Here is a 13,872-nt window from a genome sequence, read left to right on the forward strand (position 1 = left end):
ATGAAACGGGGCGGCCTGTAAGCCGCCCCGTAACATGGGTCATTATTACTGCTGCGGCTGAGCCTGCTGTTCTTTCGTGGCTTCGTCGTAGCCCTTCTTCAGCGTCTCATCCATGATTTCGATCTTCTGGTCAGCCTTTGCCTTCTCGATGAGGGCAACGTACTTGTCACGCATGACAAGCTGACGAACCTGCGGCTCGACCTGCTCGAAAGCCGGCGGCGGAGCGATGCGCTTGTCTTCCAGCTTGATGACGTGGAAGCCGAACTGCGTCTTCACAGGGGTCTTGGTGTAGGCGCCCTTTTCGAGGCCGAAAGCGGCTTCTTCGAATTCCGGCACCATGCGGCCCTTGCCGAACCAGCCGAGATCGCCGCCGTCATCCTTGTTGGAATCGGTCGACTTCTCCTTGGCGAGGGCCGCGAACTCCTTGCCCGAATCAAGCTGCTTGATGATGTCCTTGGCTTCATCTTCGCTCGCGACCAGAATGTGGGCGGCCTTGATTTCTTCTTCCTGCGGCAGGGCTGCGACTTCCTTGTCGTAGCGCGCCTTCACTTCGTCGGCGGTAACGGCATCAACCACATGCTTGCGGAAATAGGCATTGTGCAGCTCACGGTCCTGGATGAATTCCATGCGCTTCTTGAAATCCTCGGTCTTTTCCAGACCTTCGGCGCTGGCGTTCTTCACCAGAAGCTTGACGTCGATCGCGCCGGAAAGGGCTGCAACCTTCTTCTGCTCGTCGGGAAGCTGCGCGAGCTGCGGGTCGAGATTGCCCATGGCGAGGTCGAGTTCGGACTGGTGGATTTCCAGATCGCCGACCTTGGCGACAACCTTGTCTTCCTGTGCGAAAGCCGGAAGCTGGAGGCCGAGCGTGGCCACAATCACCGCAGCCGCAATTTTATTATAGCGCAACATTTTGAACCTTTCGGGGACAATGCCGGCTCCAGACATGGTTTCCGGCTCTGAAAAAACTTCCAAACACCGGATTGTGGCCATTCTGTAACGGGCAGAACCGTTGACATCATTTGCCCCCCCTCTTATCTGTCACGCAACCTCGCGTCCAGATACGTTGAAGGGCGAAGTCCGTCATTTGTGCTGAAAACAGCGTGACGGAGAACAGCGCCCGGCAAAACGGAATTTCAGAAAGGGCCAGTAAGATGGTCAGTCTCGGCGGAATAGCCCGCAAGTTGTTCGGTTCGGCAAATGATCGCCGCGTCCGCTCCTATAAAAGCAAGATCGCAGCCATCAATGCGCTGGAAGAGGCCACCAAGGCACTCTCCGACGAAGCGCTGGCGGCCAAGACGGCGGAATTCCGCCAGCAGCTTGCCGACGGCAAGACGCTGGACGACCTGCTGATCCCGGCTTTCGCCGTCGCCCGTGAGGCGTCGCGCCGCGTTCTGCACATGCGCCCCTTCGACGTGCAGCTGACCGGCGGCATGATTCTGCATGGCGGCGCCATCGCCGAAATGAAGACCGGTGAAGGCAAGACACTGGTGGCGACCCTCGCGGTCTACCTCAACGCGCTCGCCGGCAAGGGCGTGCATGTCGTTACCGTCAACGACTACCTCGCCAAGCGCGACGCCGCCACGATGAGCAGGCTCTATGGCTTCCTCGGCCTGACGACCGGCGTCATCGTCCACGGCCTGGACGACGATCAGCGCCGCGAGGCCTATGCCTGCGACATCACCTACGCGACAAATAACGAACTCGGCTTCGATTATCTGCGCGACAACATGAAATACGATCGCGCCCAGATGGTGCAGCGTGGCCACAACTACGCCATCGTCGACGAAGTCGACTCGATCCTGGTCGATGAGGCGCGTACGCCACTCATCATTTCCGGCCCGCTGGACGATCGCTCCGATCTTTACAACACCATCGACGCTTTCATTCCGCTTCTGTCGCCGGAAGATTACGAGATCGACGAGAAGCAGCGTTCGGCCAACTTCTCTGAAGACGGCACCGAGAAGCTCGAAAACCTGCTGCGTCAGGCGGGACTTCTGAAGGGCGAATCGCTTTACGACATCGAAAATGTCGCCATCGTCCACCACATCAACAACGCGCTGAAGGCCCACAAGCTCTTCACCCGCGACAAGGACTACATCGTCCGCAACGACGAGATCGTCATCATCGACGAGTTTACCGGCCGCATGATGCCGGGCCGCCGTTATTCCGAAGGTCAGCACCAGGCGCTGGAAGCCAAGGAAAAGGTGCAGATCCAGCCGGAAAACCAGACGCTTTCCTCCGTCACCTTCCAGAACTATTTCCGCATGTACTCAAAGCTTGCCGGCATGACCGGTACGGCATCGACGGAAGCGGAAGAATTCGGCAACATCTACGGCCTCGATGTCATCGAAGTGCCGACCAACCTGCCGATCCAGCGTATCGACGAGGATGACGAGGTTTACCGCACCGGCGAGGAGAAGTTCCTGGCCATCATCACCGAGATCAAGGCGGCGCATGAACGCGGCCAGCCGGTTCTCGTCGGCACCACGTCGATCGAAAAATCCGAACTTCTGGCCCATATGCTGCGCCAGTCCGGCTTTACCGATTTCCAGGTCCTGAACGCCCGTTATCACGAGCAGGAAGCCTATATCGTTTCGCAGGCCGGCGTTCCCGGCGCCGTGACCATCGCCACCAACATGGCCGGCCGCGGTACCGACATCCAGCTCGGCGGCAACGTCGACATGCGCCTCGAGCGCGAGCTGGAAGGCATGGAGCCGGGTCCCGAGCTTGATGCGAAGGAAGAGGCGATCCGCGCCGAGATCAAGGTGCTCAAGGAAAAGGCGCTTGCCGCCGGCGGTCTTTACGTCATCGCCACCGAGCGCCACGAAAGCCGCCGTATCGACAACCAGCTGCGCGGCCGTTCCGGCCGTCAGGGCGACCCCGGCCGCTCGAAATTCTATCTCTCGCTCCAGGATGACCTGATGCGCATCTTCGGCTCCGAGCGCATGGACTCGATGCTGCAGAAGCTCGGCCTGAAGGAAGGCGAGGCCATCGTCCATCCCTGGATCAACAAGGCGCTGGAACGCGCCCAGAAGAAGGTCGAAGCCCGCAACTTCGAGACCCGCAAGAACCTTCTGAAATATGATGACGTGCTGAATGATCAGCGCAAGGTGATCTTCGATCAGCGCCTGGAGCTGATGGAAGCCGACAATATCGGCGAAACCGCAGCCGACATGCGCAACGAGGTCATCGAAACGCTCGTCGCCAAGCATGTTCCGGAAAATGCCTATGCCGAACAGTGGGATATTGCCGGTCTGAAGGCTGGTATCGCCCAGTTCCTGAACCTCGACCTGCCGGTGGAGGAATGGGCCAAGGAAGAAGGCATCGCCGAGGACGACATTCTTCAGCGCGTTACCGAGGCGGCCGACAAATACGCCGCCGAGCGTGCGGAGCGTTTCGGTCCTGAGATCATGACCTATGTGGAACGTTCGGTCATTCTCCAGACGATCGACCATCTGTGGCGCGAACATATCGTCAACCTCGACCATCTGCGCTCCGTCGTCGGTTTCCGTGGTTACGCCCAGCGCGATCCGTTGCAGGAATACAAGGCGGAAGCCTTCGAGCTGTTCCAGGCACTGCTGGCCAATCTGCGTGAAGGCGTCACCGCCCAGCTGATGCGCGTGGAGCTGGTGCAGCAGGAACCCCAACAGCCGGAACTGCCGGAAATGACCGCACATCACCTCGACCCGGTCACGGGCGAAGACGAGATGTCGCATGGCGGACAAGTCGTGCCGGTTGCTTTCGTGCCGAGCGAGGAGCGCGATCCGGAAAACCCCGCCACCTGGGGCCGTATCGGCCGCAACGAAATGTGCCCCTGCGGTTCGGGCAAGAAATACAAGCACTGCCACGGCGTTTACGAACAGGCCTAAGCCCGGTCGACCAGAAATGAAAAATCGCCCGTAACCTGCGTTACGGGCGATTTTGTTTGTGGCGGATCGTTGCCGCCGATCGGGGTGTTGACTGGTATTGGCACTTTCCATATGGGAGCCGGATCATCTGCTGGAAACTGCCCCCATGGCCCCTCGCGATCTCGCCGCCTATATTTTTCTCGCACTCGCGTGGGGTGTGTCCTTCCTGCTGCTTCTCCATGTTGTGGCCGCCTTCGGCTGGATAGGCGCAGTGACACTTCGTTCACTGATGACCGCCGTGGCCCTCTTTCTCATCGCGCTCGCGGCGCGCCGCAAGCTCACATTTTCCGCAGGCTGGCGGGCATTTGCAATTGTCGGCGCAACGACGGTCGCCGGGCAGCTGATCGGCCTGTCCTACGCGACACCCCAGATAGGCACCGCAATGGCCGCCATTCTGGTCGCAACAATCCCACTTTTTTCCATGCTCATTTCGCAGATATGGGGGATCGAGCGGCTGACACGACAGGGAATTGCGGGTCTCGTCATCGGTTTTGCCGGCATTGTCCTGCTTGTCGGTTTTCCCGCCGTGCCCGTTACCACCGGCTTCATCATCGGCTGCGCCGCCGCCGTCGCCGCCTGCATCTGCGCCGCCTATGGCAGCAATTATGCGAGCCTTCACCTGAAAGGGGTGGGCTCCTGGGAAATCACCATCGGCTCCTTCCTGACCGGCGGCCTGATGACCTTCCCGCTTCTTCTCGCCGTGCCCTTGCCCGGAACGCCGGGTCTTGTCGATTACGGATATCTTCTCATCCAGGCGGTCGTCATGAGCGGCCTCACCTACATCACCTATTTCCGGCTTGTCTCCTCCATCGGCGCGACCAAGGCGATCAGCGTGGAGTTCGCCGTAACTGTCGTCGCGGTGCTCGTCGGCGCCCTGGTGCTCGATGAACCCCTGTCGCTTCCCCAGCTGTTTGGTGCCGGCATCATCATACTGGGCTGCGCATTGGTGCTCGATCTCCTGCCCGGCAGGAAAGCGCCGCCCACGCCATCGGGGGCATGAAGGGTTTATTAGCGTTTTCCACTAATAGTCGTGCCGGTCGTAACAGATCACACGGGATCGCGTTTTCAACGCGAGGGAAAAATGCAACCGGGCAATTCAGACTATGAGCATTATTGGGACCCGCTCAGGGCTCTCCTGATGCTGCTCGGCATTCCCTATCACGCCTCCCTGCTCTACAGCCACGCCCTGCCCTGGGACATCAAAGATTTCGAGACCAGCCCGCTCCTGAGCGCGCTCGGTGCGGCATTCGTGACGTTCCGCATGCCGGCGTTTTTTCTCGTCGCCGGGTATTTCTCGGTCATGGTCATCGGCAAAAAAGGCAGGATGCGCTGGCTCAAACAGCGCTTCCTTCGCCTCGGCATACCCTTCGTCGTGGCGGTGCTCCTGCTTGGGCCATCACAGCTTTTCATGCTCAAACTGTCGGAATTTGCCAAGGGCGACATCACTGCCGGCGAAATGATGCAGAACCTGCCGGATCTGTTGCAGCCGAGCGAGCAGTGGATCATGCATCTATGGTTCCTGCCTGCCCTTCTCGCCTATTCGGTGCTGCTTGCGGGCCTGCTGCATCTCCTGGAGCAACCACCATTTGCAGATGCAAAAGACTGGCTCGACAGGATGAATGAGCGATATCCGCGCCTGTTCTTCACCGCCCTCTGCGCCCTCCCCGTCCTGTGGGAATTGTTGGTTTATGGCTCCGATCTGCTTGCCGCGAAAAGCGAAAACAGCGTTTTTCTTCTTTATGAACGGGCCTCCGACCCCTATGCGCGCTATCTGCCATTCTTTTTAATCGGGGCCCTGCTGCGCCGTGACAGAAACCTGTTTCACCGCTTTCGCCAGACCGGCATTCTCACGGGTATCGTCGCGTCCGGTTCCATCGCGACGGCGGTAACGCTGCGATTGCAAAACCCTTTTTCAAACTCGGCGCCACTGGTGCTGGTTTCGGCGATTGCAGCCGTGACGACGAGCCGGCTCCTGATCGACCTTGCCTGCCGCTATTTTGACAGGCCCAGCCCGCTTGCCAAACGGATGACGGATGCCTCCTTCACCATCTATCTGCTTCATCATCCGCTGATTTATGCCTTCGGCACGCTTTTCATCCTGATTTCACTGCCGCCTGTCTTGGAATTTGCCGTCATCGTCGTGGCAACCACGGCAACGGCCTATATGCTGCACCAGGCAATACGGTGCAGTCCGCTTGCCCTCTTTCTTTTCAACGGCATCCGCAGGCCGCCGGTGGCAAACGATATTGGCACACAAGTCCCCGCCTCCCACACCCTTCGTTAATGATGAAGCCCTTATAATCGGGTTGCCTATTCAACTGGAAATGATGGCGTGTGGATCATGGCTATCCTCAACACGGCGGAAAAAGCCCTACCCGCAGGCCTGCGTGCGAAACTCGCGCCGCTGGTAGCGAAAATCGCTGTCATTGTGTCCGGCGGAGATGATGTCTCCCGCGCCCAGCGCATGGCGCTGGTCGCGTTTGCGGTGCGCATCGTCAGTGCCGGCATTGCGTTCATTTCCCAGATCATCCTTGCCCGTCTGATGGGCGAATTCGAATACGGCCTGTTCGCCTTCGTCTGGGTTCTGGTGATCCTGTTCGGCAATCTGTCCTGTCTTGGCTTCCACACCACCGTCATTCGCTTTTTGCCCGGCTATCGTCTGGAGGAGGCCCATGACAAGATCATGGGGCTGACCTCGACGGCGCGCATCTTCGCCATGCTTTCGGCCAGCGCTCTGGCGCTGTTCGGTTTCATCTTCCTGTATTTCTTCGGCGAGCGGATCGCAGCCTATTACCTCATCCCCGTTGCGCTGGCGCTTTTCACCCTGCCGATGGTGGCGCTTGGGGACGTGCTGAACGGCACCGCACGCGCCAACGGCTGGGCCATCTCCGCGCTCAGCCCCACCTATATCGTCCGTCCCGTGCTAATCCTGCTGTTCATGCTGGTGGCAATCGGTCTCGGTGCGGAAAAGACCGCGACGACGGCGATGCTGACGGCCCTTATGGCTACCTATGTGACCACGCTTTTCCATTTCGCCTTCATGAACCGAAGGCTCAACCGGCATTTCCGCAGCGTTACCCGCCAGGTGCATTTTCGCCACTGGCTGCGCTTCGCCTTTCCCGTCTTCCTGATTGATGGCATCGGCTTTCTGATGACCAATTCCGATGTGGTGATCGTCGGTCTTTATCTGCCGCCGGATCAGGTGGGTATCTATTTTGCCGCGGCCAAGACCATCGTGCTGATGCAATTCGTGTTTTTCTCGGTGCAGGCAGCGGCGGCGCCGCGCCTCGCCGCCCTGATTTCGGCAAATGACAGGCAGGGCCTGGCGGGCTTCGCCAGCCAGGCGGCGCGCTGGGCTTTCTGGCCGTCACTGGCCGTGGGCGGCGTCGTGCTTCTGGCGGGTCCGTTCCTGCTATCGCTGTTCGGTCCGGGCTTCGTCCAGGGTTATGAGTTGATGTTCTTCCTCTTTGCCGGCTTCCTTGCAAAAGCGTTGATCGGTCCCGGAGAAACGCTGTTGAATATGGCCGGCAAACAAAAATTGTGCGTAGCGCTTTATATTATTATCTTCGGTTGCAACATTCTGCTCAACATGGCGCTGATTCCGGTCTATGGTCTGACTGGGGCCGCGGCGGCGGTCGCGATAGCCATGTGCATAGAAGCTATGCTATTGCATATTGCCATTCGCCGTACACTCGGGATCGTCCTTTTTGCCTTCAACGATCCCCGGGCGGGTCAAGACACTGGGAAGGCGGTGTAACGATAAGCATGTCCAGCGACCCAAAGAATCCGGATTTTCAGGACCCGCGCATTGCTGCGCTGATGGCGTCTGCGGAGCGTGACCGCCCCGTTGCAGACAGCAGCCGGCGCGTGGGACGCGACGGCCGCGAATTCTGTATCTATCCGGGCCAGCTCGGTTATGAAATGCAGGAGGAACTCGACTTCCTGTCCAATCGCGTCATGGAAGCGAATGTCTTCTTCACCGGGCGGCTTCTTGCGCCCGCCATGCCGCGTATCGACGACAAGTCCGTGCGTTTCGCCCTCATTCGCGACGAAAACGGCGCCAGAAGCCGCATGCGTTTTCTGATGCCCTTTACCGTCGAAAAGCCGGGCTTTTCCATCGGTCCTTCCATTATCCGTGTCTGGGCGAACCCCTTCGGTCCGCTCGGCACACCGCTGGTCGATACCGAAGGCGCTGCGGAAACGCTCGACAATCTTTTCGACGCGCTCTCCGATCCGGAAATGCGCCTGCCGAATGTGCTCGTGCTGCCGGATGTGAGGCTTGAAGGGCCTTTCGCCAGCATGTTCAGGGCCATCGCCATCAGCCGCAACCTGCCATTGACCACGACAGGAAGTTATCAGCGGCCGGTTCTGGAAAGCCTTCTGGATGGTGAGGCCTATCTGCGCAACTCGCTCGCGCCGCACCATATGCGGGAAATGCGCCGGCAGTGGCGGCAACTCGAGCAGCTCGGCACATTATCCTATACGGTTGCCCGTCAGCCGAAGGACATACGCTACCGCATGGAGGAATTCCTGGCGCTGGAGGCGAGCGGCTGGAAAGGCCGTAAACGCACCGCTCTGGTCAATGACCGTTATCGCGCGGCCTTTGCCCGCGAGGCGATCACCAATCTGGCCGAAGCGGATGCGGTGCGCATTCACACCATCGATCTCAACGGCAGCGCGATTGCGTCCATGGTCGTCTTTTTGACGGCGGGCGAGGCCTATACATGGAAAACCGCCTTTGACGAAAACTACGGGCAGTTCTCTCCCGGCAAGCTGCTGGTGCAGAAGCTGACCGGCTGGCATCTGGACGACGCCAATATCATGCGCAGCGACAGCTGCGCGGTGCCCGATCATCCAATCATGAGCCGCTTCTGGCAACAGCGTCAGGAAATGGGCACATTGGTCGTGGGGTTGACCCAGAACAGCGACCGCGACGTGCGGCAGGTTTCCACGCAGGTGGACATGTATCGCAACACCCGCAATCTGGCCCGCAGCCTGCGGCAGAAGATCCTGTCCTTCGGACGCAAGGGCAATTAGAACCGAAGGACGCGGATAGCGTCCTTCGGTCGATGCTGCGGTATCAGACCAGATCAGCGTGAAGCGGTGCGGATCATCTTGCACAATTGCGTCAGAGCCGCATCGTAGCCGCCGCCCAGAATATCGATGCAACGGCGGGCGAGCTTGATCTGCTCGGTCCGTGACATGTCATTATAGGCCTGTATTGCATTGCGCATGCCACCGGGGGAAACCGTTCCCGGATTGCCGGGATTGGATGGATTGCCCGGGTTGCCGGGATTTCCGGGGTTCGTGGATGAACCACCGATACCAACCCCGACCCCAAGGCCAAGACCGCTCGATCCACCCACATTGGCGCCGACATTGGCATTGATGCCGCCTGAGCCGCCAACCGAGGCATTAACCCCCGCGTTGACACCGCTCGATCCGCCGACGGAAGCATTGACGTCCGCATTGACGCCGTTGCTGCCACCGACCGAGGCGTTGACATCCGCACCCAGCCCGCCGCCGCTCCTGCCGCCGACATCCGCACTTGCATTCACGCCGCCGCTGCCGCCAACGGAGGCGTCGACACCCAGCCCACCGCTGCCATTGCCGCCCACGCTGGCATTCACCCCATTCTCACCGCCAATCCCGATATCCAGCGCATGAGCGTTGACCGGCAGGATGAGACAGGCAGACAATAATAAATTGCGAGAAAGCGCCCTCATAGTTTCCTCCATATGAGTTAGGCCATTCCCGCCCCGCGTGGAAACTCCACCCGGACATCATAATTCAATTAGCAATTGCGTATATTCTAATTTATTAGAGGTGCCTAATATTAGATTGCCGACGCAACTACAGGTGTATCGATGTGGGAAAGCGTAGATATTGCGAGTAATATAGGGGACAAAATCTAAATCCGACGTAAGATCGTGCTAGATTATTTGCCGCTCACTGCTTCAAATCGATGAAGTAATTCAGGAAACGAGAATGCCACCGAAAGAACAAAAGAACCGCGGCACGTGCATCTTCTGCGGAAAATCGAACAACCGTTTAAGTAAAGAGCACATCTGGCCCAAATGGCTGCAGAACCATATCCCAGATCCCGGTCCATCGCGACATACAGTCAGTCAAGGGTTCATTATCGATGGGCAAATAGTCAATGTAATGGACAAAGGTCAACTCTATCGACCGGGAACAATAATATCGCAACGACTTCGTGTAGTCTGCTTACCCTGCAACAACGGCTGGATGAGTAGACTGCAAAACCAAAACAAACCCATCATTGAAGAGTTTATCAAAGGGCAATGGCCAAAACTGGATCTGCTTAGGCAACGTGATCTAGTTCGCTGGTGTTTGATGTTGGCTACGATGATGGACTTTGCCCACCCGCTCACTAGCGCTATCTCAGCGGAGCAAAGGCTTGCTCAGTCGACTGGCGTTATACCAGAGCAAACAATTGTCTGGATCGGAAAAATCGCAGGGGAGAAATGGCGTATAGGGTTCAATCATTTTGGCTTTGATCCGCACACGATTGCCTTTACGGCAAAAGATGCAGAGAATGTATTGAAGAATGGCCTATATATGGCTCAGACAACTACCTTCGTCGTCGGCAGCCTACTAGCTGTAGTCTATACTTCAACCAAACCCAGGACAGTCGCGGCAGCACATCTGGGAAACGCTCATTCACTAGCCATTGCTTGGCCTACTGGAACCACCATCAATGAGCCAAAACGAATACATAATGATGAGAGCGCGAATGCAGCTAGTCAAATTCTACTACCACCTGAACAACGCCAAATAGTTCGACCGGCTTGGGTCACACTATAAATGCCTACATTTTCGCGAGTTAAGGTTTTGAGTCTCAACTGCGCTGGTTCCAAAAACAAGAGGAGACTGACAACGAAGGCCGTAAATGCCTCTAACTCAAAGCTTTGGGGTTGCACGCATGGCCTTGACCATGATAGACGCCGTGGCATTACCACCGTTGCCCCAATGGCGGAATTGGTAGACGCGCCGCACTCAAAATGCGGTTCCGAAAGGAGTGCTGGTTCGATCCCGGCTTGGGGTACCACTTTCCAGAAACAGCATTGATTTTCTTTTATTTTTGCCTCGGCCTTGCCGCAAGGCCGTTCGATTGCCCAATGGTCGCCGGCATCCTCACGAAACTTTGCTTACGCACCTCGTTTATTACCGGGCTTTCATTTGCCAGATGCAGCGGACTGGATTAGACGCATCCTGTGACACACGTTGAACTGGCGACTTAATTTCGCCATCACGCCCGCCTTTTTGAAAGCCCGTTCGGGATATCTGCTTCTTCGCGAAGTTTGGGGAAAACATCATGGCCACTGCAACGACCGCCGACAACAGCCGCACGCTCGCCGCTCTTGGCGTCACGGCGGGAATGATCTTCACCGTGGGCTCCGCCCTCGGTTTCCAGCATATTGGCGGTTACACGCCCTGCGCCTTGTGCCTGTTGCAGCGCGATCCCTATTATTATGCCATTCCGCTGGGCATATTGGCCGTTGCCACCAGCGTCTTCAAGCTGCCGGTTCAGATCACCCGGCTGCTGCTTGCCCTCATCGGCGTGGCGATGCTGATCGGCGCCGGGCTTGGCGTTTATCATGCCGGCGTGGAATGGGGTTTCTGGGAAGGCCCGATCACCTGCGCCACCGGCGCGCCGTCCATCACCACCAATGCCGGCGATCTGCTGGGCAATCTGAACGCCATCAAGGCGCCTTCGTGCAACGATGCGGCACTTCGGGTACTCGGCCTTTCCTTCGCCGGCTGGAATGTCATCGCAAGCGTTGCACTTGCGGCAGTCGCCTTTTTTGGCGCGAGCCGTAAAAGCCGGTAAGCGGGAAAACTCCCTTGCAGTCCTGAAGGATCAGGGCTGCAGCTCGGTATCCCAGTAAAGATAGTCCATCCAGCTTTCGTGCAGATAATTGGGCGGGAACAGCCGCCCATTATTGTGCAAATCCTGAACCGTGGGCTGGAAAGGCTTCTGCGCCGGGAACATGCCCGCCTGCTTGGGAAGCTTGCTGCCCTTTTTAAGGTTGCAGGGAGAGCACGCCGCAACGACATTGTGCCAGGTGGTTTCACCGCCATGCGCGCGTGGAACCACATGGTCGAAGGTCAGTTCGTCCCGCGTGCCGCAATACTGGCATTCGAACTTGTCCCGAAGGAAAACGTTGAAGCGCGTGAAGGCGGGGTTGCGGGTGGGCTGCACATAGGTCTTGAGGCTGACGACACTCGGCAGCCGCATGGAAAAGCTGGGGGACGACACCGCGTGATCATATTCTGCAATGATGTTCACACGGTCTAGAAAGACGGCCTTGATCGCGTCCTGCCAGGACCATAACGACAAGGGATAATAACTCAGTGGCCTGTAGTCTGCGTTCAGAACGAGCGCCGGCAGGGCCTGTGGTGAAACTGCAATCGTCAAGGGCTTCTCCTGAGCGATTCGGCATCTGCACTTGTATATTAGGTCCGTTGTTACAGGATTGTGAAGCCTATAAATGCAGCGGAGAAGAGCTTAATTTTTCAGCGCTAAAAACGTCTTTTTTACGTTCTGGCGTCCACACGACGGGTGGGGTTCCCCGCCGCCTTCCGCTGATGCGTGACGACGACACGGCGGCGATTCGGCTGCCGCCGGGCGCAAAATCAATTTCACGCACGAAAGGGCATCGGTGGTATAATCATCGCGGCGAATGAGCGGGAAACGCTTCTGTCATTCCATGAAGGGAAGGAAACGGCCATGGTCCTGCGCAGGCATCGAGCAGAACCGTTGTGGGCAAGCCTGGCGGCTGGCGTTTTTGCCGCGCTGATGGGTGTCACCACCTCCGTCCAGGCGCAGCAATATCAGAATTTCGAAGTCACACCGGACGGCCGCGGCGGTGCGCAGGGCACGGTCGGCGGGCGCAATTTCGAGGTCTATCGCAATTACGACCGGCCACCGGCCGGTGGCCGTGTGTCGCCTGAGACAAGGCGCGAGCAACGCAATGCCGTTCCGCAGCAGACCTGCATTATCGACGCCCAGGGCAAGACCCGCTGCAAGTGAGCGTAGCAGCGTCTGATTTGCCGCCTTTTATCAACCGGGAATAAAATTCAATTTCCTTAAAAAGCAATCTATCGACTTAAACGGCCTGCAAGAAAGGGCGGCTATCTTCCCGGGTACAAGAGAAAACAACTGTGCAGGGGCAAGACATGGCGAAGAAAGCAATCCGTCTCGCAAAGACTTTGGCAGTCGCTGCCGGCATGGCGACAAGTATCGCGACAACGGCACCGGCCGTTCCGCTTGGCGGCCTCGCGAAGAATCCCGTCGTATCACGGCCCGGCCAGTTCATGACAACGAGCCGTCCGACCATCGCGCCCATCGCCTTTGCGAAATTCTGTGATAATGCCGCCGACCAATGTGTGCGGATTGGCGATCGCGACACGGTCGAGCTGACGAAACAGAAGCGTGCGGAGCTTCAGAGTATCAACTCCCAGATCAATAGCGCGATAATCTATGTCAGCGAATCGGCCGGACAGGACGAATGGAAGCTGAACCCGGCGAGCGGCGACTGCGACGACTACGCGGTGACCAAGCGGCAGCGGCTGCTGCGCGCCGGCTGGCCCTCGGGCGCGCTGCGCATTGCCACCGCCCGCACCACTGATGGCATAGGCCACGCAGTTCTCGTCGTCAGCACAAGCCAGGGCGACCTGGTGCTGGACAACCGCACCAATGTCGTCAAACCGTGGAAATCCGTGGACTTGAAATGGATCAAGATTCAGTCACACGAAAACCCGCGTGTCTGGCTGAAACTCTAGGTTCCGGTTTCACGGGATCATATCTTTCAAACAGGACGGAGGGGACTTTGGCCCCCCCTTCAATTGCGCTGCGGAAACTTGTGAAAAATCGGCGCTGGCTCTGGTTATCGATACTATGGGAACCAGTATCCATCCTCCCAGAACCGTGTCCTTC

Annotated in this window: 12 protein-coding genes and 1 tRNA gene; 10 read left to right on the forward strand and 3 right to left on the reverse strand. The window is 58.0% G+C overall.

The features are described 5' to 3' along the window. Positions 1 to 45: 45 nt before the first annotated feature. Positions 46 to 909 (reverse strand): peptidylprolyl isomerase, encoded by an 864-nt coding sequence (locus AGR13A_RS17125; protein WP_035221432.1) that lies wholly within the window; start codon positions 907 to 909, stop codon positions 46 to 48. 242 nt (positions 910 to 1,151) lie between these two features. On the opposite strand from AGR13A_RS17125, the gene secA reads away from it, so the two are divergent. The 5 genes from secA to AGR13A_RS17150 all read left to right on the forward strand — a co-directional run bounded on the left by secA (position 1,152) and on the right by AGR13A_RS17150 (position 8,945). Continuing rightward, positions 1,152 to 3,869 (forward strand): preprotein translocase subunit SecA, encoded by a 2,718-nt coding sequence (secA, locus tag AGR13A_RS17130; protein WP_080837876.1) that lies wholly within the window; start codon positions 1,152 to 1,154, stop codon positions 3,867 to 3,869. A 145-nt stretch (positions 3,870 to 4,014) separates the two neighbouring features. Then, positions 4,015 to 4,908 carry a DMT family transporter gene (locus AGR13A_RS17135; RefSeq protein ID WP_035221347.1) on the forward strand — a complete coding sequence of 298 codons (894 nt, stop codon included), beginning with the start codon at positions 4,015 to 4,017 and terminating at the stop codon, positions 4,906 to 4,908. Positions 4,909 to 4,989: 81 nt separating this feature from the next. Continuing rightward, complete coding sequence (locus tag AGR13A_RS17140) at positions 4,990 to 6,192, forward strand: acyltransferase family protein (RefSeq protein WP_080837879.1); 1,203 nt, start codon at positions 4,990 to 4,992, stop codon at positions 6,190 to 6,192. A 57-nt stretch (positions 6,193 to 6,249) separates the two neighbouring features. After that, positions 6,250 to 7,665 carry a Wzx-type polysaccharide biosynthesis protein UppV gene (uppV, locus tag AGR13A_RS17145; protein WP_080837883.1) on the forward strand — a complete coding sequence of 472 codons (1,416 nt, stop codon included), beginning with the start codon at positions 6,250 to 6,252 and terminating at the stop codon, positions 7,663 to 7,665. An 8-nt stretch (positions 7,666 to 7,673) separates the two neighbouring features. Beyond that, the gene (locus AGR13A_RS17150; RefSeq protein WP_035221352.1) at positions 7,674 to 8,945 is read left to right on the forward strand and encodes a GNAT family N-acetyltransferase; all 1,272 of its coding nucleotides are present in this window, start codon (positions 7,674 to 7,676) and stop codon (positions 8,943 to 8,945) included. Between the two features lie 53 nt (positions 8,946 to 8,998). Here the strand turns inward: AGR13A_RS17150 and uppQ are convergent, their stop codons facing one another. Then, positions 8,999 to 9,634: a polysaccharide biosynthesis GNAT family N-acetyltransferase UppQ gene (gene uppQ, locus AGR13A_RS17155; protein ID WP_080837887.1), complete on the reverse strand. Its 636-nt coding sequence runs from the start codon at positions 9,632 to 9,634 to the stop codon at positions 8,999 to 9,001. A gap of 262 nt (positions 9,635 to 9,896) precedes the next feature. On the opposite strand from uppQ, the gene AGR13A_RS17160 reads away from it, so the two are divergent. The 3 genes from AGR13A_RS17160 to AGR13A_RS17170 all read left to right on the forward strand — a co-directional run bounded on the left by AGR13A_RS17160 (position 9,897) and on the right by AGR13A_RS17170 (position 11,763). After that, positions 9,897 to 10,736 (forward strand): hypothetical protein, encoded by an 840-nt coding sequence (locus AGR13A_RS17160; protein ID WP_139786084.1) that lies wholly within the window; start codon positions 9,897 to 9,899, stop codon positions 10,734 to 10,736. 159 nt (positions 10,737 to 10,895) lie between these two features. After that, positions 10,896 to 10,980, forward strand: a tRNA-Leu gene (locus AGR13A_RS17165). A gap of 267 nt (positions 10,981 to 11,247) precedes the next feature. Next, positions 11,248 to 11,763 (forward strand): disulfide bond formation protein B, encoded by a 516-nt coding sequence (locus tag AGR13A_RS17170; protein ID WP_080837893.1) that lies wholly within the window; start codon positions 11,248 to 11,250, stop codon positions 11,761 to 11,763. 30 nt (positions 11,764 to 11,793) lie between these two features. Here the strand turns inward: AGR13A_RS17170 and AGR13A_RS17175 are convergent, their stop codons facing one another. Continuing rightward, entirely contained in the window at positions 11,794 to 12,351 is a 558-nt protein-coding gene (locus AGR13A_RS17175; protein ID WP_035222725.1) for an HNH endonuclease, read from the reverse strand. 312 nt (positions 12,352 to 12,663) lie between these two features. Between AGR13A_RS17175 and AGR13A_RS17180 the strand changes: the two genes are divergently transcribed. Together AGR13A_RS17180 and AGR13A_RS17185 are read left to right on the forward strand one after the other, a co-directional pair. Then, on the forward strand, positions 12,664 to 12,966 hold the full coding sequence (locus AGR13A_RS17180; protein WP_080837896.1) for a hypothetical protein: 303 nt from the start codon (positions 12,664 to 12,666) through the stop codon (positions 12,964 to 12,966). A gap of 146 nt (positions 12,967 to 13,112) precedes the next feature. Then, positions 13,113 to 13,718 (forward strand): transglutaminase-like cysteine peptidase, encoded by a 606-nt coding sequence (locus AGR13A_RS17185; RefSeq protein WP_080837899.1) that lies wholly within the window; start codon positions 13,113 to 13,115, stop codon positions 13,716 to 13,718. Positions 13,719 to 13,872 lie beyond the last annotated feature (154 nt).

Origin of the sequence: Agrobacterium genomosp. 13 str. CFBP 6927 (genome assembly GCA_900012615.1) — a bacterium.
Classification (GTDB): Bacteria; Pseudomonadota; Alphaproteobacteria; order Rhizobiales; family Rhizobiaceae; genus Agrobacterium.